Genomic DNA, 20,801 nt, shown 5'->3' with positions numbered 1-20,801 from the left:
TAACAAATGATGAATTTGCTGTCATAAAGAGACAGGGTTCTGGACATCTTAATAGTTGTAGAGGAAAAGCATATCAACTGAAAAATGAGGTGTTTGTCAAAGACGTCTTAGAAACAGTTGGATAGAAAATAAACATGTCCAATGCTCAAACCATTTCTCTTCACTGAATTGATGAATTCTTCATGTATGAAGCAAATTGTCAAATGAGGTGTTTATCGCAGGAATCGTTAGGCATTAAACAAGTCTTCATTTTATTGACAAATGAGGTGCTTACCAAAGGCATAACACATTTTCTTCATATAAGCTCTTCCTCTGCATTCAGGGTGAACGCTCGCCGTTCATCCTGTTTTCTATTTTCTGCATTTCTGTGGTACGATGAGTGTATACATACTAAACAATTTCATAAGGAGGAACCCTCATGCATTGTGCAGAGAATTGTATCTTTTGTAAAATTATCGCCGGCGACATTCCATCCGCAAAGGTGTATGAAGATGAACATGTACTTGCCTTTCTTGATATCAGCCAAGTGACAAAAGGCCATACGCTTGTCATTCCGAAAACACATATTGAGAATGTATATGAATTTACAGATGAATTAGCAAAACAATATTTCCATGCTGTTCCGAAAATCGCCCGCGCTATCCGGGATGAATTTGAACCGATCGGCTTAAATACGCTGAACAATAACGGCGAAAAAGCTGGACAATCTGTGTTCCACTACCATATGCATATTATCCCTCGCTACGGAAAAGGAGATGGTTTCGGAGCGGTTTGGAAAACGCATGCTGATGATTATAAACCGGAGGATCTGCAGAACATCTCTTCCTCTATCGCAAAACGCCTGGCCTCATCATAAGATGAGGTTATTTTATTTTGTGAACATTTCGCAAACATCCGTCAATTTCTTTTGATAATTCTAATTTTTTATCAAAAAACTGAATTTTTGTGATAGGATAATTGTATTATTTTATACATTAACGTGGAAAACAGGGAGAGATCATAATGGAACGTACAACGAATTTTAACGCAGGTCCTGCAGCGCTGCCACTGGAAGTTCTGCAAAAAGCACAGAAAGAATTTATTGATTTTAACGAATCCGGCATGTCTGTTATGGAGCTTTCCCACCGCAGCAAAGAGTATGAAGCGGTGCACCAAAAAGCGAAAAGCCTCTTAATTGAACTGATGGGCATTCCGGAAGATTACGATATCTTGTTTCTTCAAGGCGGGGCAAGCCTTCAATTCTCAATGCTTCCGATGAACTTTTTAACACCTGAAAAAACCGCACATTTTGTCATGACAGGCGCTTGGTCTGAAAAAGCACTGGCAGAAACGAAACTGTTCGGGAACACGTCTATCATCGCTACTAGTGAAACAGACAATTACAGCTATATTCCAGAGGTTGACCTTACAAATGTAAAAGACGGCGCATATTTACATATCACATCCAACAATACAATTTTCGGCACTCAGTGGCAGGAGTTTCCGAATTCTCCAATTCCGCTCGTAGCCGACATGTCCAGCGATATTTTAAGCAGAAAAATCGATGTGTCTAAATTTGATGTGATCTACGGTGGCGCCCAAAAGAACCTCGGCCCTTCCGGCGTGACTGTAGTCATCATGAAAAAAAACTGGCTGAAAAATGAAAATGCGAACGTCCCAAAAATCCTGAAATATTCCACGCATGTCAAAGCGGATTCACTCTACAACACTCCGCCGACATTTGCGATTTATATGCTGAGCCTTGTTCTGGAATGGCTCAAGGAAAACGGCGGTGTGGAAGCTGTTGAACAGCGCAATGAACAAAAAGCGCAGGTTCTCTACAGCTGTATTGATGAAAGCAACGGCTTCTATAAAGGACATGCCAGAAAAGACAGCCGCTCACACATGAATGTCACCTTCACGCTTCGGGATGACGAATTAACGAAAACATTCGTTCAGAAAGCAAAAGATGCGAAGATGATCGGCCTTGGCGGACACCGTTCGGTGGGAGGCTGCCGCGCTTCTATTTATAACGCGGTCTCTCTCGAAGACTGTGAAAAATTAGCTGCGTTCATGAAGAAATTCCAGCAGGAAAATGAGTAAAAAGTCTGGCTATGTAAACCGTCCGTTTGGTATACTGTTTACATAACACATTCTGTAAAGCCTTCGCAATAAATGATGAGCATATTATTGGAGGGCAAAAAGCTTAGCAGAGGAGAGCATAGTTATGAAAACAAAAGAGTTAGTCATTATGGCTCTGTTTGCCGCAATCGGCGCAGCGCTTCATTCCATTATTCCGCCCTTTTTAGGCGGCATGAAACCAGATATGATGCTGATCATGATGTTCATGGGCATTCTGCTGTTCCCGCGGGTGCAAAATGTACTCGTCATCGGGATTGTGACCGGAATCATTTCCGCGCTTACAACCGCGTTTCCAGCTGGACAGATCCCTAACATCATTGATAAACCCGTATCAGCGTTTCTGTTCTTCTCCCTGTTTCTCTTGTTCAGAAAGAGCCGAAAAACAGGTGCAGCCGCTGTGCTGACAGTGATCGGGACCATCTTATCAGGAATTGTGTTTCTATCGTCAGCTTTATTGATCGTCGGTTTGCCGGGCGGTTTCGCCGCATTGTTCGCGGCTGTTGTTCTGCCGGCCGCTGTGCTGAATACAATCTCAATGATCATTATTTATCCGATTGTGCAAACCATTTTAAGACGTTCAAGCTTTATGGAAGCTGCTAAATAATTGTCACACAAAACCTCTTCCGCTTCCGGGAGAGGTTTTTTTGAACATAGCGCTCGCAGCATGTCAGCATGTTTTAAGCGAGGAGTTTTGTGAAAAAGATAAGACATAGTGTAAAGGCGGTTCCGGTTGAACAAACAAGCGCTTTCTGCCGGATGACTTTCTTGGGCGGATAAGAAGCAGCCTGGCTGAGAAGTCTGATATAGTAAACAGCGCCTGAAGCGAAGGCAAGGGTGATGCAGGATAACACAATTAAAAAGACAGACAACCTTCTCCCTCCTTTTCACTTAAAAAATATGCTAAAATAAAGCAAGCTATGTATAGAAGTTCAGGCTTTCAACAAAAATGAAAAATGCTGAATGAATCCTATTTGAAGAAAAAGACGGGGTGATTGTAATGGCGAGCGGACGTTCTCTATTAACAGGACTATTCGTAGGCGGCATCATCGGAGGAGCAGCGGTTCTTCTTACTGCACCTTCCTCAGGAAAGCAGCTGCGTGAAAAAATGAAAACCAATTATGATTCTTTTGAAGAAACAATCAAACGCTTAAAGTCAGACGGGCTTGCATTAAAAGACCAGCTGATCAAAGCGGCAAAAGAAAGCACGGATGTTATTAAAGACGTGGGCGGCGAGCTCCAAACGTCAATTAAAAAATGGCAGGAAGAGATCAAGCCTCACCAGCAGGATTTGCAAAAAGAAATTGCCGATATCGAAGAGAAAATCAGACAGCTGGAGAAAACCTTACAAAACTAATATCCTATTCAAAAGAAAAAAATGCGGGCCAAAATTGGACCCGTATTTTTTTTGGCCGAAAAACCCTTCCGCCGCAATGGTTTGTGAATTTATTAAAAAATTCTTACATTTTCATCTTTATTAATCTTTATTTTATTGGCATAATAGAGAAAAAGAAAAAGAGAAGCAGGTGACGTAATGAATCGAGTGGAACCGCCCTATGATGTGAAAGAAGCTCTGGTCTTCACCCAGAAAATGGCTCAGCTTAGCAAGGCTCTTTGGAAATCGATCGAGAAGGATTGGCAGCAATGGCTCAAACCGTATGACCTGAATATTAATGAGCATCATATTTTATGGATTGCGTATCAATTGAATGGAGCTTCCATTTCTGAAATCGCGAAATTCGGGGTCATGCACGTATCAACCGCATTCAACTTTTCAAAAAAGCTGGAAGAACGGGGATATTTAAAGTTCTCCAAACGGCTGAATGATAAACGGAACACATATGTCCAATTGACTGAGGAAGGTACCGAGGTATTCTGGAGCTTGCTTGAGGAATTTGATCCGACACGCAACGCTGTTTTTAAAGGGTCACAGCCTTTGTATCATTTATTCGGAAAATTTCCTGAAGTGGCAGAAATGATGTGTATGATACGCCATATCTACGGCGATGATTTTATGGAAATTTTCGAAACGTCACTCACCAATATTGACAATGACTTTGAAAGCGCAAACGGAAAACTGAAGAAAAAAGCAAAGGACAGTGCGGCGGATGAACCGGCTGAAGAGCTCGAACCTGTAAACAGTTAATCAAAATGCTTCATGATGTCGATAAAGACTTCCATCAGCTCTTGATAAAGCCCCTGCTCATACAGGGCAAAAATCGTTTCATGAACATCTAATTTTTCATTCAGCTGTCCGGCAAAAAGCGCAAGGAGCTTATCAAAGGTTACAAATCCTTGCGCTTTTTGTGTTGCCAGCTCTTCCGACAATTCATCGCATATCCTCATAACCGCTTCCCCTTCTTCCTTGCTCAGCCCTTTGTCAATGAGAAGCGCATAGAAGGGGTACCTGTCCATATCTACTGTTTTCACTAATAATTGTATGTAATATTCTAATCGCTCAATGCGATGATCCATCGAATCCATCCACACCACTTCTTTCTATCTTTAATCTTATTTTAGCTGATAATTCACTGAGAAGAAAGTTCTAACCCCATATTTCGCAGTTTGTTTGCTTGTTTCAAAAAAATACCTGCCGGATGATATTTTTTCTTAAAAAAGCATTGATTTTTTCTCTTGGGAGGAGTAAATTATTTTGAGATTCTATTCAAGATGTATGGAAGGATGACTTTGATGAATTGCTGGAAGACCATAAATCTCATGAAGGATTATGGCGCCGTTCGCATAATATTAACTGCTGTATGTTTTATGATTTTGGTTTTTATATCTACCTTTTTAGCTTTTGAGCTGCTGCGGCCTGGCACAAGCTTAAGCGATGAATATGTATCTTTATTCGGCGGTTTGCTCGTCGTTATTTTATTTGTACATAAAGTCATCCATGTCCTGCCAATCATCTGCAAAAAAAGAAAAATAGAAAAAAAGTTTTACATATTGCGCATGCGCACATGGAAACGTATACCAAAAACAACAATGCTCATTTCACTGGTCAGCCCGTTCTTGCTGATTACACCGGTATTGTTTTACGCAGCACTGGCATTTCCGAATCATGCTCATTATTTCTGCATGATCTCGGGCATTCACGCCGGCTACTGTCTGCCTGATTTCCTGCTGGCTCTCAAGCTGATAAAAGCACCGAAAACCGCTTTTATTGATCAGGAAGCAGACGGCTTGGATATTCTTGTTGAAAAGTAGTCAACCCCTGGTGCTGGTGGCGATTTTTCAATTTGCATTCTATCTTTTTTAATAAATATTTGGTAATGTAATATGGGACAGTTCAGAGAGAGGGGGAATCTCCCATCATTTTATTCTATTTTATCGTGGCTGCCGTGTTTATTTTATATTTCATAAACAGGCTCACCAATACATTATGCCTTGTCAGAGAGATTCCTGAAGAGCGGCAAGATAAGGTATTCCGATTTATTAATGTATCTATATTAATTTTACTGATCTCTTCGTTTGTGGAGATCTCCTTTACAGTGTAAATACGAAAGAAAGCATAGCTGCTGATTAAGCAGCTATGCTTTTTTATGTTGATTAGTACAGCCAAGAAGCGCCGATGATAATCAATAAAATAAATAACACAACCAATAAAGCGAATCCGCCTGCAAATACTTCACCCATCTTAAAAAGCACCTCCTGTAATAAGCTTTATTTACCAATTACATGTTATGCAATTCATGTTTGAAACGATTAGGCGCTAGTGAAAATAAAGGATCGCTTATGTTGCAAGCGATCCTCGGGCTGCTTAGTAGATGTAAGCTGCACCTACGATGATAAGCAAAATGAACAGTACTACGAGCAACGCGAATCCGTTAGAGTATCCTCCGCTCATGTTACATACCTCCTTTTCTTGATCAATATATAAGTATGTCGTCAGCAAAAGTTTGACTAGACGAATGCCCTTTATTTAAAATCTTTTTACAGAAAGCCACAATATGTTATGATACGCATAGGTAATTTAATTTGGAATGATTAGGAGTGTTTGAAACCAATGAAGAAAATCGCAATAGCAGCTATCACTGCTACAAGCATCCTCGCTCTCAGTGCTTGCAGCAGCGGCGACAAAGAAGTTATCGCAAAAACAGACGCAGGCGATGTCACAAAAGGCGAGCTTTACACAAACATGAAGAAAACAGCTGGCGCAAGCGTACTGACACAGCTAGTGCAAGAAAAAGTATTGGACAAGAAGTATAAAGTTTCGGATAAAGAAATTGACAACAAGCTGAAAGAATACAAAACGCAGCTTGGCGATCAATATACTGCCCTCGAAAAGCAATATGGCAAGGATTACCTGAAAGAACAAGTAAAATATGAATTGCTGACACAAAAAGCGGCTAAAGATAACATCAAAGTTACAGACGCCGATATCAAAGAATACTGGGAAGGCTTAAAAGGCAAAATCCGTGCAAGCCACATCCTTGTTGCTGATAAAAAGACAGCTGAAGAAGTAGAGAAAAAGCTGAAAAAAGGCGAGAAGTTTGAAGATCTTGCGAAAGAATACTCAACAGACAGCTCTGCTTCACAAGGCGGAGATCTAGGCTGGTTTGCAAAAGAAGGCCAAATGGACGAAACATTCAGCAAAGCTGCATTCAAATTAAAAACAGGTGAAGTCAGTGACCCTGTCAAAACGCAATACGGCTACCATATCATTAAAAAGACAGAAGAACGCGGCAAATACGATGATATGAAAAAAGAACTGAAATCTGAAGTGCTTGAACAAAAATTAAATGACAACGCAGCTGTTCAGGAAGCTGTTCAAAAAGTCATGAAGAAAGCTGACATCGAAGTAAAAGATAAAGATCTGAAAGACACATTTAATACATCTTCAACAAGCAACAGCACTTCTTCACCTTCAAGCAGTTCTAAATAATAAAAAAGCTGTGCAGGCTCAATGAGCCGCACAGCTTTTTTTATGCGATGGAATGGTTTTGATTTTCTTCTTCATGCTGCTGAGAACTGCGGCGTTCTCGCTCCTTTTCCATCCTCTCCATATAAATCTGCCCTTCTTTTTCAATAAAAGCCTGGTCTACTTTTTCTTCCTCTTTGGCTGCCGCCACAAGTTTATATGCGCTGAAAATGATGCCTACAATACAAAGATACACCCACCATGGAAAAAATAACACGGGCTCCTCCCCCTTTGCATAGATTCTTTATTCTTAACCATATGCGGGAATGAGACGAGTTATGTGCGGGAAAGACGCATCAAAAAGGACTGAGCTGAATATGTCAGCATCAGTCCTTTTTAAGTTATTTATGAAATGTCGGTTTATAAAAGGAACGGTTTTCCAGTGCAAATACGCGTTCAGTATACTCGCCCGGCTTCACGCGCTCAAGCGCTCTGTCCATCATATTCATTTTTGCATCCAGATTGTCTATATAGTGAAGAATTTCCGCTTCTTTCACCATCGGCGGTTTCGGGCTGCCCCATTCTGCTTTGCCGTGGTGACTCAAAATCAAATGCTGAAGAATTAACACCTCTTCAGAATCGATTTGAAGCTCCTCAGCCGCTTTTGAAAGCTCTGTCACCATGATGGAAATATGGCCGAGCAAATTGCCTTCAACCGTGTACGAAGTGGAAACAGGGCCGGACAGCTCCTTCACTTTTCCAAGATCATGCAGGATGACACCGGCGTAAAGCAGATCACGATCAAGAGACGGATATAAATCTGCTATTGCTTTCGCCAGGTTCAGCATAGAGACAACATGATACGCCAAACCTGAGACAAACTCATGGTGGTTTTTCGTAGCCGCCGGATAATCCATAAACTCAGCTTCGTGTTTTTTAACCAAGAACCTTGTGATTCGCTGGATATTCGGATTTTTCATTTCAAATATATATTGAGTGATGGTGTCCATCATTTCATTTTTCGGAATCGGCGCGGTTTCTAAAAAATCATCAATATTGACGTTTTCTTGCTCGCTTACCGGTCTGATATTTCTTAGCTTCAGCTGGGTGCGTCCGCGATAATGATGAACATCGCCGACGACCTTGACAATCGTCTGCGGCGCATAGGTCACTTCATCACTTTGCTTGGCATCCCACAGCTTCGCTTCAATATCGCCTGACTGGTCTTGCAGCATCAGCGTCAAAAACGGTTTTCCATTGCTTGCAATCCCTTTCGTCGAGGATTTAATCAATAGATACTGGTCCACCTGTTCGCCAACCTCATGTAGCATAATCCCTTTAGCCATTCTATTAAAGCTCCCTCCGTATCTTACATAATACCAGTATATCACATACCGATTTTCAGCTATAGAACCTCTTTTATGACACCAAATGGATGATTTGGCTGCTATGAAATGCATCTTTTACGTGCTCATGGCATGTAAAATACAAAATCTGCCTACCGCCTTCGGATAAATCATACAGAACATGTAATACACGTTTCAGCCTTTCCTGATCAAAATGAACAAAACTGTCGTCAAGCTGGAACGGAAGCTTTGACCCACCCTGGCGCGTAACGGCCAAAGCAAATCGGATCGCTGTATACAGCTGTTCACATGTCCCTTGTGACAGCTCTTCCGCATGATAGACAGTTCCATCGCGATGCATAACCATGATCGAATCATCCGTTTCGGAAAAATAAATGGTTTGGTAGTTACCGTCAGTCAGAGGGCGGAAGAATTCTCCTGCCGTCTCCAGAAGGCGCGGAAGCTCGATTTTTTTATGCCGCTCCAATTTGTTTTTGATCACCTGTTTGACCATTTGTATCGAGGCCCATTTTTTAGCCGTTTCTTTTACACGTTCTTTTTGCATTTCGGTTTGAAGCTTGAGGTCTGAGACCAATCCCGAAGCCTCTAATTGTTCCTGTTTGACTGAGAGCAGTGCGATTTGGCTGCGGAGCTGCTCGATCTCCTCAGTCAGCCGCTCTTTTCTTTCATTCTCAACAAATTGCTTATCTTTCAATTCAGAAAGCGTATTGGAATCCGCCAGTTCAAGTTCCTCCGGGTGCCCGCCTTGAAGCTGTGCGTTTACGTGATGAAGCTTGTTCTCCGTATCCTTCAATTGCCTGCTGATGTCGGCTATGGCAAAAAACGCATCTCTGTCTTTTGCAGCAGCCGCGGCAAATAACTGTTTGATCTGTGCGTGGAAATACTGTATTTCTTGCTCAAGTTCAAGCATCTGTTCCTTTGTATAATGAATATCTGTTTCAATTTCCTTTTTTTGCTTCTCAATTTCTTTTTCACGTTCAATGTTTTTCCGCAATGTGTGAAGGGCGTCCGAAATGGAGATATCCTGACTCTGATTCACGGGACGAAGCATACTGACGCGTTCTTCGAATGTTCTCCGGTGCTTTTTCAGCCTGCCTGCTTCAATGGTCAGCTCATGCTTTTTCTTCACTTCTTTTTTAACATCCTTCATTAAGCTGTATGCCTCAAGCAAAAATGATGGATCTTCCTTAAATCCGAGCTCATTCATAAAACGCTCAACCTGTGTAAAGGACGGCGCCATTTCGGCTTCCCACTGTTCAAACTGCTGGATGACCCTTTCATACGCCGCCTCCTTTTGCTGGAGCGCTGCACGCTGTGTGAGAAGGTGCTGCTTATTGCGGTCATCCTCCCATAACGCTTCTCTAAGCATTTCAGCTTCTGCTGGTGAAATATCCGTCATGGGTTGTCTTGTCTCTCGGCTGTTTCGAGAAGACGGTTTTCCTGATACAAGCCAATACACAATAAGTGCAGCGCCGAAACTTATGGCAGGAATCCATTGCTGCAGCAGAGAAAAGAGAACGATAAACAACATACCAGCTGCAATGACAGTCTTTTTCTGTTTAGCCTGCTGTCTTTCAAAAAACGTTAGCTGTTCTCTGAGCTTCGCTTGCTCTTGGTGCTGCCCCTGTGTTTCATCATATGCTCTAAGAGCTGCTTCTTTATCTTTTCTTTGGCTGTTTTCAAGAATCGCGGACGAAGCGGCACGAACGGCCTTTTCCGCGTCTTCCAGCTCATGCCGGGCAAGTTCAAACGTCTCGTCAAGCTGCCGTTTTCTGTCTCTTGCCTGTACATATTGCTGCACCGCTTGCTGAAGCTGCCATTCATAATCATATGAGGTGTTCATATTCAGGAGCTCATTTTCATCCGTTTTATTGAGCTGTTCCAGCCCTGCCGCTGTCTGCGCAGACGCCTGGCGCAGCTGTGCCTGAATGGCTGCCAGCTGTTCTCCCCAGGATTGGTACATATGAAACGCTGCCGAAAGCTCTTGTATCAGCGTTTCTTTCGCCAATAGTTCTTTATCGGGGATAAGCTTTTGCCTCTGTTTGTCCAACTCCGCCATCTTCACCCGAAGCGCCTCAAGCTGTGCTGATTTCGGGTGAAGATGGGATTCATATTTTTCCAGCTGATGCAGTCCGTCAGCAGGAAATTGTCCTGCATGTTCCTGACATTCTGCAATTACCTGTTCGAGTGTCGCTTTTTCATTTAGCAGCGGCTTTCGCTCAATCGCCCCCTCAATCATTCGGATATGTCCTGCCGTCTCTTTCAATTCGATTTCCGCGGCTGCAAGGCGGGCTTCAAGCGTTCGTTTTTCCTCGAGAAGCTGATGATAGCCCGCTTCCTCTGCTTCAGCCTGTTTTAGCTTCACTGCCAGCTGCTTAAGCGTTTCCAGCTCCTGATTCAATTGAGGGTTTCGCCCATTTGGTTTATAGAGCCTTTCGCTTTCCTTCGTCAGCCTTGTATCAAGCTTTGATACGGCTTCAGCACCAAACAAGCTGGAAAAGAGCAAAAATTCCCCTATCTTGTCCCGATTAAAGGCGTGAATTTCCTGCAGCCCAAATACGTCAAACGAATAAATGGCTTTGTACAACGACCTGTCTGTGCCCTGGAACAGCTGCTTTAAAACATCTCCCTGCTTTACTTCGCCCTTTTCTGTGTACACGCTTAGTTTTTCGGCAGTCCCTTTCGTCCGTTCGATCTTCAGCACCCCATACTCAGGATGTTCAGCTTCTAGAACACCGCCGTAGACACCGCCTGTTTTCGGTTCATATTTTTTCGTTTTCGGAAAACCGAACAGCATGCTTTCAATAAATGACATCATCGTCGTTTTTCCTGCCTCATTTAATCCGTAGATGACTTGGACAGGAGAGGCGGAAAAGCGAAAGGTCCGATTAGAAAATTTTCCGTATTGGTAGATATGTAAAGATATAATTCGCAAAGCTGTCACCGCCTCATGTATCAAGCACCTTAAGCTGTTTTTTCAATAATATCTGTGCCTGCTCTTTTATTTCCTTTACCTCCTCTTGTCTAAACCGGTCCGCGTGCCTTCTATACACTGGATGCCGCTCAAGCCCTTCCAGCACGTCTGACAGATCGCTGCGATCAATGTCTCCAAATAAACCGCCAAAAAAAGGATCAAGGTTTGTTAGGTTTGCTTCGTTTTCAGTCTCATCATCCAATCTAAGAGGCCAAACGAAATGTTCCTCTTCCGCTTCTTGTTCCTGAAGAGCTTCAAGAAACTCATCCAAGGTGCCTTTTGGCGCCTCCAGCAGCCATTCCGGCGCCGTCCCTTGTAAAACAAGCCTTACACAAACAGGGCTCCCCTTTTGCCGCAGCTTCGAAAACGTGTTCTCCACCATTTGGAAGAGGGCGGTCATATTCTTTGCCCCCGTCACATCAACTGCCGCTTTTTCCCACAGGACATCATGCGCTCTCTGAAATTCATAAGAAATATCTCCGTTAGTCACACGAACGAGATAATAGCCTTTATCTCCCGTCTCCTTCATATGGCGTGCTTGCGTGTTTCCCGGGTAAATGACTGCCGGGTGCTCGGCAGATAGAACTTGGCGTTTATGTATATGGCCAAGCGCCCAATAATCCATCCCGCTTTTCACGAGGTCGTCATGTGTAAACGGGCAATACGGATCGTGTCCTTCAGATCCAGACAGCGTGCCGTGGAGCATGCCGATATGAAACGGTGCGTCAGTTGATCTCCGATAGCGGGCAGCTTGGTTTTCCGTCACTGCTCTGGCTTGATAGCTGAAGCCGTAAATGCTTGCTATGCGCCTGCCTTCTTTAAAAAACGATTTTTCTTCTGGAACAGCGGACGAAAAAATATGGACATTCTCAGGCCATTCAATCGGCGTCCACTCCCCGCCAAGATGATCGTGATTCCCAAAGATGACGTATACCGAAATCCCGCACTCTCTGAGTCTTTCAAACTGTTTTTTCAAAAAGAGCTGAGCCTTTAAGCTTCGATTGGCTTCATCAAACAGATCTCCCGCCAGCAAAATGAAATCAACGTGTTCTCTCACTGCGGCGTCTATCATATGTCTCACGCTTGCAAACGTGCTTTCTTTAATCCGGGCAAAAATCGGCTCCGGCAGATGCGATATCCCGTAAAACGGGCTGTCAAGATGAAGATCTGCCGCATGAATAAAGGTTAGATCAGTCAACATTCTGCTCCTTTCCAGGATGAAGTACCCTTATTTTAGCACCGAATTCTTGCGAATGCACGTTCTGTCAATAAAGAAACAGCCTGAGAATCCCCAGGCTGTTTTCCAATCAGTTTTTCGCTAAACGTAGCGCTTGTTTGATCGCTTTGAACGCGCTTGAATTGCCGTAAATTAATACACCGCCTTTATAAATTCTGGCGCCGATAACGGCCAGTATGACAATGGTGAGCAGTGTGATTCCGATTCCGACAGCCGCCTGCCAGAACGGAATATCAAGCATGCCGACGCGCAGGAACATAATCATTGGCGTAAAGAACGGAATAAACGAAGTTACCGTGATAAATCCTGCGTCAGGCGCATTCAAACCGAACATCGCGATCATAAAACCGGCGACAACCAAAAGCGTCATCGGCGTGATCGTTTGCTGCACGTCCTCTATTCTGCTGACGACACTGCCGAGAAACGCGGCAAGTGTCGCGTACAAAAAGTATCCGAGCAAAAAGAAAATGACAGCATAGATGACAGTGGTTGCAGATACATCGGTCAAATTAAGGAATCCGCCGACAGATGAAGCCGTTTCGCTCTTTTCGTTCAGCTTAAGCGACAGAGAGCCGGCTCCTATAATAATAGCAAGCTGTGTGATCCCGACAAGCCCGATACCAAGCAGCTTTGCAAACATTTGCTGGATCGGCGGCATACTTGAGATCAGGATTTCCATAACTCGCGAAGATTTTTCGGTTGCGACCTCCATCGCTATCATGCTGGCATACATAATCACCGAAAAATAAATGACGAACAGCATAATGTAAACAAGCCCTACTGTCTGACCAAGCTCTTCCTCAGACTTTGCCCCTTCTTTCAGCGCCTTCTGCCCCACAGTAACGGGCGCATAAAGGCTGCTGATCGTTTCCTGCGACACGCCGAGCTCCGCTGTTCCGACAGCTGTTTTGGTTTGCGTCAGCGCCTGCTGCAGCGTTTGATACGTGCTTTCATCAGAAATCGTTAACGCTTTATATGTTCCTGAAATGGTCCCTTTTTCATCTCGTTTGATGATGAGCATGCCATCGAGTGATTCATCTTTGACTTGCTTTGTGACCTCATCCTCCGATTGCTTCGACAGCTTCACATCAAGATCGCCATCTGTATCCACCGCTTTCAGCTGCTTTGAAAAAACCGGATATAATTCGTTTGTTTCATCAACAACGGCAATTTTTTCTTTCGCATCGTCACCTTGAAACAAAGAAATGATCGACTCCAGATTCGTTACAACTAAAACAAGCAGCACCGTGATGACAGTCGATATAATAAAGGATTTTGCCATAATCTTATTTTTGTATGTATGAGAAAGCATGATCCAAAATTTATTCATAGACGGCCCCCACCTTTTCTATAAAAATATCATGCAGTGACGGCTCTTCAAGCTCAAACTTTCTGATAAACCCTTTTCCTTGGAGCATCGCAAAAATCTCTTGAGAAATGTCTTCATTGGCAATCTGCAGCTTGACGCCGTCTGCCGTTTCCTTCCATTGAAGAATGCCTTCATGAGACTGCAAAAAGCGCAAATCGTCATCGGAGTGAATGGTAACATTCTTTTTACCGAAAGAACGCTTGATCTCCTTCAGCTTGCCTTGTACAACCGGTTTTCCTTTCTGCAATATGCAAAGGTTCTCACAAAGCTCCTCCACATGTTCCATCCGATGGCTTGAAAATAAAATAGAAACACCGCTGTTTTTCAGCGAGATCACAGCCTCTTTTAACAGCTCAACATTGACAGGGTCCAAGCCGCTGAATGGTTCATCTAGAATCAGGAGCTCCGGCTTATGCAAAACTGCCGAAATGAATTGGATTTTCTGCTGATTCCCTTTTGAAAGCTCTTCCACCTTCTTATTCTCGTAATCTGTGATATTGAAGCGTTCAAGCCATGTCCCGAGCTCTTTTACAGCCTCCCGCTTCTCCATCCCTTTTAATCTGGCAAGATAGACGAGCTGATCCCTTACCTTCATTTTCGGATAAAGGCCCCGTTCTTCCGGCAGATAACCGATTTTGTTGCTGATATGATAATTCACAAGACGGCCCTTCCAGCTGATTGAGCCCTCCGTAATGCTTAATAATCCTAGGATCATGCGAAACGTCGTTGTTTTTCCCGCTCCGTTTGCGCCTAATAGACCGAACATTTGCTGTTCCGGAATATCTAAGTCCAATCCGTCAACGGCTTTATAATCTCCAAATGTCTTCGTTACGTGATCAATTGTAAGCACTGAATCTCCTCCTTCCCTGACCCATTATATACTAATTTTGGATTAAGCATAATAAAGGATTTTGATTTCCTATTTAGAATATAAATGGAGAAAGACTGATAAACCTTAAAATGGAGGAGAAACATGATGGCTGATTATTTCCTTACCGTATTTGATCCTTCGGGGAACACGCTGGTAAACGAGCAATTCGAGGCAGAACATGAAGAAGCGGCAAAAACGCATGGTGAAGCCCTCTTAAAAGAAAAAGAGCTTCATAGTCATACTCATCGTTTAGTCAATGCAGCCGGAAAGCTGATTTTGTTTCACAGATGATCAGCTTTCCGGCTGATCTGTTACGCTTGAAACTTCGGCTCCCGTTTTTCTAAAAAGGCACGGATTCCTTCTTGGTGATCCTTGGTCCTTCTCATTCTCTCTTGGGCGCTGCGCTCAAGGAATAGCACTTTTTTCAGTTCTTCAATTTGGAGGCTTTGAAAAATAGCTTTCGTTTCGATCATCGCCAAAAGAGGGGAGGCCAACAGGGTTTCGATAATGGGTCTTGCGCCTTCGGCAGGGTCTCCGGCAAATGTCCCATCAAGAAGCCCCATATCGTCAGCTTCCGAGGCAGATAGTTTTTTTCCGCTCCAAATCAGTTTTTTCGCTTTTGCTTCACCGATTCTTTTCTTCAGCAAATAATGTCCTCCGCCGTCCGGAACAAGCCCAATGCCGATAAAATTCATCGCGAGGACGGCGTTTTTTTCAGCGAGCACAATGTCCGCACAAAGCGCCAAACTCAGGCCCAGTCCCGCAGCAGCGCCATGAATGGCTGCAATTGTCACTTTCTTCATCTGATATAAATTCAGGGTGACAGCCTCAATCGTATCCATCAGCCGTTTAAATTGATCAGAGTCATGCTCTGACGTCATCATCCTGATATCACCGCCGGCCGAAAAGCCTTTCCCGCTTCCTCTCAGGAGAACGATGAGCGCCTCGCTTGCAGCCGCCATTTCGACTGCCTCCTTCAATTCAGACAGCATCTGTTCATTCAGGGCGTGATGGGCATCAGGCCGATTCAGGATAATCTCTGCAACGGCCCCATTACATGCATATTGAACAAACTCCATATGAAGCACCTCCATGTATGCGCTTGCTTTTTTCTTTCTCCTATACATTCCCCGCCATCCTCAAATAAACCTTTTTATTTTTCAAGGTCAATAGATACTGAAAAATGCATATTGTTTGAATGGAAACATAAAGTTTTATATAGTGAAATAGAAGGGATATCTTGATGAGAAGGGAGGAAAGGAACATGGATAAATTGCTGATCAGTTTTCTTTTAAGTTTATTTATGGTGTACTTTCCCCCTTCGGACGTGGTTCTGCCTTCCCAGTTTGAAGCAAGCACTGACAGCTATGTGCCTATGTCCTCATATCCGCAGGAAACACAATCGGCAAAAACGCCATCGCCGGGCAGCATGCACCCGGCTGAGCTGATCAAAGAGTACAGCCCGCTGGCGCAGTCTGTCAGGCAGCTCTCTGTCAAACCACTTGACGAACCGCTGATAAACAGGCTGGAAAAGGCTTGGGCCGTCCCTGTCAAATACCAGTCTAATTACCTCCGAATATAATTTGCTCAAGTTTTATTTGTAACTCACCCCATACTGCCAACACTACATTCGGAGGGATTTTCATTGAATATTAAAGAAAACGATCTGCCGGGCATCGGCAAAAAGTTTGAAATCGAAACAAGAAGCCACGAAAAAATGACGATTATCATTCATGATGACGGAAGAAGGGAAATTTACCGGTTTAATGACCGGGACCCGGATGAGCTTCTTTCAAATATTTCATTGGATGATACTGAAGCAAGGCAAATTGCAGCTATTCTCGGGGGTATGGTCTATAAACCGCAAGCTCTGGAGTCCATCGAGATGGCCTTCAGCGATCTTATTATTGAATGGTTTAAGGTCGAAAAAGGCGCCAAATCGATCGGACGCACACTCGGAGAGCTTGATGTTCGCCAGAATTACGATGTCACTGTGATTGCCATTATCAAACACAACCAGGAAAAGCTCCTAAATCCCGGAGCCGATTCGATTATTGAAGAAAATGACACCCTTGTCCTCTCAGGTGAGAGAAAGCATCTGAAGAAACTGATTCACGATTTTCTTTCTGGAGAGGGCGTGTGAGCCCCGATGGACCATCTTGTATTTGAAGTCGGAACTGCACTTGTCCTTGTGGCAATCGCCAGTGTGATCGCCAATAAAATTAAATTTTCGATTATTCCGTTTCTGATTGTGCTGGGAATGCTTGTTGGACCGCACGCGCCGAAAATAGGGATTATTGATCTAACATTTATTCAAAGCAGTGAAATCATCGAGTTTTTCGGGCGAATGGGCGTACTGTTCCTCCTCTTCTATCTCGGACTCGAATTCTCTGTCGGGAAGTTAATCAAATCTGGAAAATCAATCGCGGTCGGCGGGACGATTTATATTTTGATTAACTTCAGCCTCGGACTGCTTTACGGGTTTATCACCGGATTTTCCTTTCTGGAAGTCCTCATCCTCGCAGGCGTCATCACAATCTCGTCAAGTGCGATTGTCGCAAAAGTGCTCGTTGATTTAAAAAGAACCGCCAATCCGGAAACCGAATTGATTCTCGGCATCATCATGTTTGAAGATATTTTCCTTGCCGTATATCTGTCCGTTGTTTCCGGCCTTGTGCTAGGTGATGCGACATCCGTAGGGAGTGCGCTCTTGTCCATTTTGATCGCCTTCGGTTATATGCTGCTGTTTTTTATCGCAGCAAGAAAACTCCCGCCGCTGTTGAACAGACTGTTGGACATTCGCTCAAACGAAGTGTTTATTATCGTCATTTTCGCAGCACTCTTTTTTATCGCCGGGTTTTCCGAGACGATTCATGTAGCGGAAGCAATCGGCGCGCTGTTGCTCGGTTTGGTCTTTTCAGAAACAGAGCATTCCGATAGGATTGAACACCTCGTCGTTCCGTTTCGCGACTTCTTCGGTGCGATGTTCTTTTTCAGCTTCGGCCTCAGCATCGATCCGTTTTCGCTCGGTGAAGCGGTTTGGCTTGCGTTGGGTGCAGTGATTTTGACCATTCTGGGAAATTTTATCGCCGGAATGGTGGCAGGACGACGCGCAGGGCTTTCTCATAAGGCTTCATCGAATATCGGGCTGACGATCGTATCGCGGGGAGAATTTTCGATTATCGTTGCGAATCTCGGAATAGCAGGCGGACTGTCGGCCACATTAAAGCCGTTTGCCGCATTATATGTCCTCATTCTGGCGATTTTGGGACCGCTTGTCACAAAGGAATCAAAACGAATTTACCGCTTGCTGAACAAGGTATTTAAATGGAAGCCTGAGGTTCAGCCCGCAAAAAAACAGGGATAAAAAAAAGCAGCACTGTGATCAGTGCTGCTTTGTCGTTTTTTCAAAAATCTGCTCTAAATATTTGATTTTTTCGTCCGTGTAGTGCTCGAAGCGCTCATTGTACGATTTCGGATCTTTTGGATTCGCAAAATGCGTGATTTTCCCTGTATCCCGATCAATAAATTTACTAGCAGCGCCGCAGCCGATGCCGATAATCGTCTGCACCTCTTCCATAATCATAATGTTGTAGATGCTTTCTTGTCCCGGCAAAGAGTATCCGACGTTTTCAAGGTTTCCAAGAATGTTTTTCTGGCGGTATAAATAATAAGGCACGTACCCATGCTCTTTCGTCCAGGCTACCGCGTCTTCCATCATTTGAGAAACCTCTTCCCTGCCGGCAACTTTGTACTTATGCTTGTTTCTCGTCATTTCTGACGCCCGTTTAAATGAAAGAGTATGAACGGTAAGGGATTCCGGCATCAGTTTTTCTGTTTCTGAAAGACTGTGCCTGAACTCCTTCACGCCTTCCCCAGGCAAACCAATAATCAAGTCCATGTTGATATTATTCATGCCGTGCTGGCGTGACAGATGATATTTCTCAATGGTCTCTTCAACCGTATGGTGCCGTCCGATCGCCTTTAGCGTTTCGTTTTCATAGGATTGCGGATTGATGCTGATCCGATCAATGTCATATTTGTTTAAAACGGCGAGTTTTTCTTCTGTAATCGTGTCAGGACGACCGGCCTCCACCGTAATCTCACGAATGTTTTTCACATCCGGGAAGGAGCGGACCATTTCTTCATACAGCAGATCCATCTCCTCCGCTGTAATGCTTGTCGGCGTCCCGCCGCCAAAGTAAATGGTTGTAACCTTAACATCATGCTCCTTCAGCCATTCACCGATTTTCTGCATTTCGTAATGCAGTCCCCATAGGAATGAACCGACTCTGCCCGCCTGTCCCTGGATGGCATACGCAGGGAATGTGCAATACGCGCATTTTGTCGGGCAGAACGGAATGCCGATATAAATGCTGACTTCATCCTTTACTCGGTACAAATCCGGAACTGCCGCCAGCTGACGGTCAACAATTTCCTGCATTAGCATGATTTTTTCATCATGAATTAAATAGTCTTTTTTCAACTCAGCATGCGCTTGCTCCTTGGACATTCCGCTTTGCAGTTTTTTATGAAGCAGCTTTGTGGGCCGGATTCCTGTCAGGATTCCCCACTTCTGCGTAATGCCCGTATGCGCCTGAAGAAGATTGAGATACACATAAGAAATTGTGTTTTTCACTTGCTTAAAAGCTTCTTTTTCAGTCATGCCGGGAGAAAAAATTTTTGTATGCTGTTCCTTTATGCCAGTACCCTTCACTTCTCCCGAAACCGTCACATGCTCATCCGTTTGTGACAACGCTAAAGAAATGACAAAATCTGCGGGCTCCTCTCCGCCATACGCAAGCTCGCACTCTTCATAAAACAAATTTGCAATATTTTGCAGAGGCCGATGCAGGCGGTCATCATGTATGCCTTCTATTTTAATTTGCAACTTCATCACCTAATTTATCAGATTCAAAACTTTCTTTAGTGTACAGAAATAAACTGCTAAAATCAATCCGGCAAAAAAGCCGCCGCACCTGTCAGGGTGCGAGCGGCTTTTTTACACACGTTTCATGTGGAACTTATCAAGAAATCCTTTTCGCTGCTGCATTCGGAAATATTCCTTCATCATATAAGCGACACCTTGCTCGTCATTGGACCTTGTAACCCAATCTGCCTTTCTCTTAATTTCCGGAACGGCATTCCCCATCGCTACCCCAAGACCTGCAAGTTCGATCATCGGCAGATCGTCATACTGATGCCCAATGGCCACGACATCATCCATACTCAGGCCCAGCTCTGAAGCGACGAGGGCCAACCCCGCTTCCTTCGAGACACCTTTCGGGACGATATTCAGCTTCTCATCGTTTACGCGAATCACGTCCACCGCAGGGAAGGCTTTTGTAATCGTTTCTGTAATGTCATGCTGAATGTCGTGCTCCGTGTACACCTCGATGACGGGTGCACTCACCGGCTCATCCATGAGGAGATCGCTTAATGATTCAACGAACTGGACTGGATAAAAGATCGGGTCAGACGGATGAATGAGTGCTTTCCCCAATAAATTCGAATTCACCTTTTTCTTGTTTCCGATAGAATACTTTTCGTGAAGAAGCCGAATATTGCATTGATAGCTCTCCAGCACTTGAACAATGTTAAAAGTATGATCATCAGAAATTCTTTTTTCAAAAAACGGGGCGTCAATTTTCTCAGCGATATATGCCCCGCTATGGGTGATCAGCTTGGCATCAAGCTTTAGCGATTTCGCTATTTTCTGTGCTGAGCGAAAATGACGGTTGGTCACAAGTGTGACGTAAATCCCTTTTTTCTTTACATATTCAATCGCGTCTTTCGTTGCCTGATGAATCTTCCCGTTCGACCGAAGCAGCGCTCCATCTATATTTAAGGCAAGCAATTGTTTTGACACAGAGATGTCCCCCTCCTTGATGACTGTACTTGTGTATAGGATATGACCCTGTCTCTGTGTTTAGAACAACCTTTTCTTAAAGCAAAAAAAGCCTGGCTCAGCAGACTTTATGTATGGCTTGTTGATAGGATA

At 43.9% G+C, this 20,801-nt stretch carries 25 protein-coding genes; 12 read left to right on the top strand and 13 right to left on the bottom strand.

Annotated elements, in window-relative coordinates; all coding sequences use genetic code 11:
- Nucleotides 1-418 precede the first annotated feature (418 nt).
- From NYE49_RS05500 to trpP, 3 genes are all read left to right on the top strand, one after another.
- Complete coding sequence (locus NYE49_RS05500) at nucleotides 419-856, top strand: HIT family protein (protein ID WP_003233231.1); 438 nt, start codon at nucleotides 419-421, stop codon at nucleotides 854-856.
- 146 nt (nucleotides 857-1,002) lie between these two features.
- Nucleotides 1,003-2,082: a 3-phosphoserine/phosphohydroxythreonine transaminase gene (gene serC / locus NYE49_RS05495; protein ID WP_047182362.1), complete on the top strand. Its 1,080-nt coding sequence runs from the start codon at nucleotides 1,003-1,005 to the stop codon at nucleotides 2,080-2,082.
- Between the two features lie 124 nt (nucleotides 2,083-2,206).
- Nucleotides 2,207-2,725, top strand: a complete 519-nt coding sequence (gene trpP, locus NYE49_RS05490; protein ID WP_003233236.1) for a tryptophan transporter TrpP — start codon at nucleotides 2,207-2,209, stop codon at nucleotides 2,723-2,725.
- A gap of 73 nt (nucleotides 2,726-2,798) precedes the next feature.
- Here the strand turns inward: trpP and NYE49_RS05485 are convergent, their stop codons facing one another.
- Nucleotides 2,799-2,990, bottom strand: coding sequence for a hypothetical protein (locus NYE49_RS05485; RefSeq protein ID WP_014476318.1), 192 nt, complete (start codon nucleotides 2,988-2,990; stop codon nucleotides 2,799-2,801).
- Between the two features lie 128 nt (nucleotides 2,991-3,118).
- On the opposite strand from NYE49_RS05485, the gene NYE49_RS05480 reads away from it, so the two are divergent.
- Nucleotides 3,119-3,475, top strand: a complete 357-nt coding sequence (locus NYE49_RS05480; RefSeq protein ID WP_003245875.1) for a YtxH domain-containing protein — start codon at nucleotides 3,119-3,121, stop codon at nucleotides 3,473-3,475.
- Between the two features lie 177 nt (nucleotides 3,476-3,652).
- Nucleotides 3,653-4,264 carry an HTH-type transcriptional regulator Hpr gene (locus tag NYE49_RS05475; protein ID WP_047182361.1) on the top strand — a complete coding sequence of 204 codons (612 nt, stop codon included), beginning with the start codon at nucleotides 3,653-3,655 and terminating at the stop codon, nucleotides 4,262-4,264.
- On the opposite strand, the gene NYE49_RS05470 is transcribed toward NYE49_RS05475, so the two are convergent.
- On the bottom strand, nucleotides 4,261-4,602 hold the full coding sequence (locus tag NYE49_RS05470; RefSeq protein ID WP_009966921.1) for a YhaI family protein: 342 nt from the start codon (nucleotides 4,600-4,602) through the stop codon (nucleotides 4,261-4,263). The two genes, NYE49_RS05475 and NYE49_RS05470, sit on opposite strands and share 4 nt — an antisense overlap.
- A gap of 207 nt (nucleotides 4,603-4,809) precedes the next feature.
- Between NYE49_RS05470 and NYE49_RS05465 the strand changes: the two genes are divergently transcribed.
- Both NYE49_RS05465 and NYE49_RS05460 read left to right on the top strand, forming a co-directional pair.
- Entirely contained in the window at nucleotides 4,810-5,328 is a 519-nt protein-coding gene (locus tag NYE49_RS05465; protein WP_003245590.1) for a DUF3267 domain-containing protein, read from the top strand.
- Nucleotides 5,329-5,435: 107 nt separating this feature from the next.
- Nucleotides 5,436-5,618, top strand: a complete 183-nt coding sequence (locus tag NYE49_RS05460; protein WP_024571667.1) for a hypothetical protein — start codon at nucleotides 5,436-5,438, stop codon at nucleotides 5,616-5,618.
- A 52-nt stretch (nucleotides 5,619-5,670) separates the two neighbouring features.
- Here NYE49_RS05460 and yhzE2 read toward each other — a convergent pair whose 3' ends face one another.
- Nucleotides 5,671-5,757, bottom strand: coding sequence for a sporulation protein YhzE2 (gene yhzE2 / locus NYE49_RS05455; RefSeq protein WP_003155248.1), 87 nt, complete (start codon nucleotides 5,755-5,757; stop codon nucleotides 5,671-5,673).
- 124 nt (nucleotides 5,758-5,881) lie between these two features.
- Nucleotides 5,882-5,968 carry a sporulation protein YhzE1 gene (gene yhzE1 / locus NYE49_RS05450; RefSeq protein ID WP_003327753.1) on the bottom strand — a complete coding sequence of 29 codons (87 nt, stop codon included), beginning with the start codon at nucleotides 5,966-5,968 and terminating at the stop codon, nucleotides 5,882-5,884.
- A 159-nt stretch (nucleotides 5,969-6,127) separates the two neighbouring features.
- On the opposite strand from yhzE1, the gene prsA reads away from it, so the two are divergent.
- Entirely contained in the window at nucleotides 6,128-7,006 is an 879-nt protein-coding gene (gene prsA / locus NYE49_RS05445; RefSeq protein ID WP_015383240.1) for a peptidylprolyl isomerase PrsA, read from the top strand.
- A 40-nt stretch (nucleotides 7,007-7,046) separates the two neighbouring features.
- Here the strand turns inward: prsA and yhaL are convergent, their stop codons facing one another.
- From yhaL to NYE49_RS05415, 6 genes are all read right to left on the bottom strand, one after another.
- Nucleotides 7,047-7,259, bottom strand: a complete 213-nt coding sequence (gene yhaL / locus NYE49_RS05440) for a sporulation protein YhaL (protein WP_003233252.1) — start codon at nucleotides 7,257-7,259, stop codon at nucleotides 7,047-7,049.
- A 124-nt stretch (nucleotides 7,260-7,383) separates the two neighbouring features.
- Nucleotides 7,384-8,328 carry a 3'-5' exoribonuclease YhaM gene (gene yhaM, locus NYE49_RS05435; protein WP_003245698.1) on the bottom strand — a complete coding sequence of 315 codons (945 nt, stop codon included), beginning with the start codon at nucleotides 8,326-8,328 and terminating at the stop codon, nucleotides 7,384-7,386.
- Nucleotides 8,329-8,401: 73 nt separating this feature from the next.
- Nucleotides 8,402-11,293, bottom strand: a complete 2,892-nt coding sequence (gene sbcE, locus NYE49_RS05430; RefSeq protein ID WP_080344263.1) for a DNA repair/recombination ATPase SbcE — start codon at nucleotides 11,291-11,293, stop codon at nucleotides 8,402-8,404.
- A 4-nt stretch (nucleotides 11,294-11,297) separates the two neighbouring features.
- A complete protein-coding gene (locus tag NYE49_RS05425; RefSeq protein WP_015383238.1) occupies nucleotides 11,298-12,524 on the bottom strand; it encodes an exonuclease SbcCD subunit D in 1,227 nt (408 codons plus the stop codon).
- Nucleotides 12,525-12,630: 106 nt separating this feature from the next.
- Nucleotides 12,631-13,890, bottom strand: a complete 1,260-nt coding sequence (locus NYE49_RS05420; RefSeq protein WP_015383237.1) for an ABC transporter permease — start codon at nucleotides 13,888-13,890, stop codon at nucleotides 12,631-12,633.
- Entirely contained in the window at nucleotides 13,883-14,779 is an 897-nt protein-coding gene (locus NYE49_RS05415; protein WP_342410972.1) for an ABC transporter ATP-binding protein, read from the bottom strand. The genes NYE49_RS05420 and NYE49_RS05415 overlap by 8 nt, the downstream gene beginning before the upstream one ends.
- Before the next feature lie 126 nt (nucleotides 14,780-14,905).
- On the opposite strand from NYE49_RS05415, the gene NYE49_RS05410 reads away from it, so the two are divergent.
- A complete protein-coding gene (locus tag NYE49_RS05410) occupies nucleotides 14,906-15,091 on the top strand; it encodes a YhzD family protein (protein ID WP_003233264.1) in 186 nt (61 codons plus the stop codon).
- A gap of 20 nt (nucleotides 15,092-15,111) precedes the next feature.
- On the opposite strand, the gene NYE49_RS05405 is transcribed toward NYE49_RS05410, so the two are convergent.
- Nucleotides 15,112-15,879: an enoyl-CoA hydratase gene (locus tag NYE49_RS05405; RefSeq protein WP_015483023.1), complete on the bottom strand. Its 768-nt coding sequence runs from the start codon at nucleotides 15,877-15,879 to the stop codon at nucleotides 15,112-15,114.
- A 164-nt stretch (nucleotides 15,880-16,043) separates the two neighbouring features.
- Here NYE49_RS05405 and khtS point away from each other — a divergent pair, with 164 nt between their 5' ends.
- From khtS to khtU, 3 genes are all read left to right on the top strand, one after another.
- Complete coding sequence (gene khtS / locus NYE49_RS05400; protein ID WP_080030652.1) at nucleotides 16,044-16,382, top strand: K(+)/H(+) antiporter modulator KhtS; 339 nt, start codon at nucleotides 16,044-16,046, stop codon at nucleotides 16,380-16,382.
- Between the two features lie 63 nt (nucleotides 16,383-16,445).
- Entirely contained in the window at nucleotides 16,446-16,943 is a 498-nt protein-coding gene (gene khtT / locus NYE49_RS05395) for a K(+)/H(+) antiporter subunit KhtT (RefSeq protein ID WP_015383233.1), read from the top strand.
- A gap of 6 nt (nucleotides 16,944-16,949) precedes the next feature.
- Entirely contained in the window at nucleotides 16,950-18,167 is a 1,218-nt protein-coding gene (khtU, locus tag NYE49_RS05390) for a K(+)/H(+) antiporter subunit KhtU (protein WP_047182359.1), read from the top strand.
- Between the two features lie 18 nt (nucleotides 18,168-18,185).
- Here khtU and NYE49_RS05385 read toward each other — a convergent pair whose 3' ends face one another.
- Together NYE49_RS05385 and NYE49_RS05380 are read right to left on the bottom strand one after the other, a co-directional pair.
- Entirely contained in the window at nucleotides 18,186-19,691 is a 1,506-nt protein-coding gene (locus NYE49_RS05385; protein WP_014476306.1) for a coproporphyrinogen III oxidase, read from the bottom strand.
- 111 nt (nucleotides 19,692-19,802) lie between these two features.
- On the bottom strand, nucleotides 19,803-20,669 hold the full coding sequence (locus tag NYE49_RS05380; protein WP_003233277.1) for a Cof-type HAD-IIB family hydrolase: 867 nt from the start codon (nucleotides 20,667-20,669) through the stop codon (nucleotides 19,803-19,805).
- Between the last annotated feature and the right edge of the window lie 132 nt (nucleotides 20,670-20,801).

This window comes from Bacillus sp. FSL L8-0358 (assembly GCF_038593095.1).
Lineage (GTDB): Bacteria > Bacillota > Bacilli > Bacillales > Bacillaceae > Bacillus > Bacillus subtilis.
Note: the sequence above shows the minus strand (reverse complement) of the source record. Positions and strands in the feature narration are given on the sequence as shown.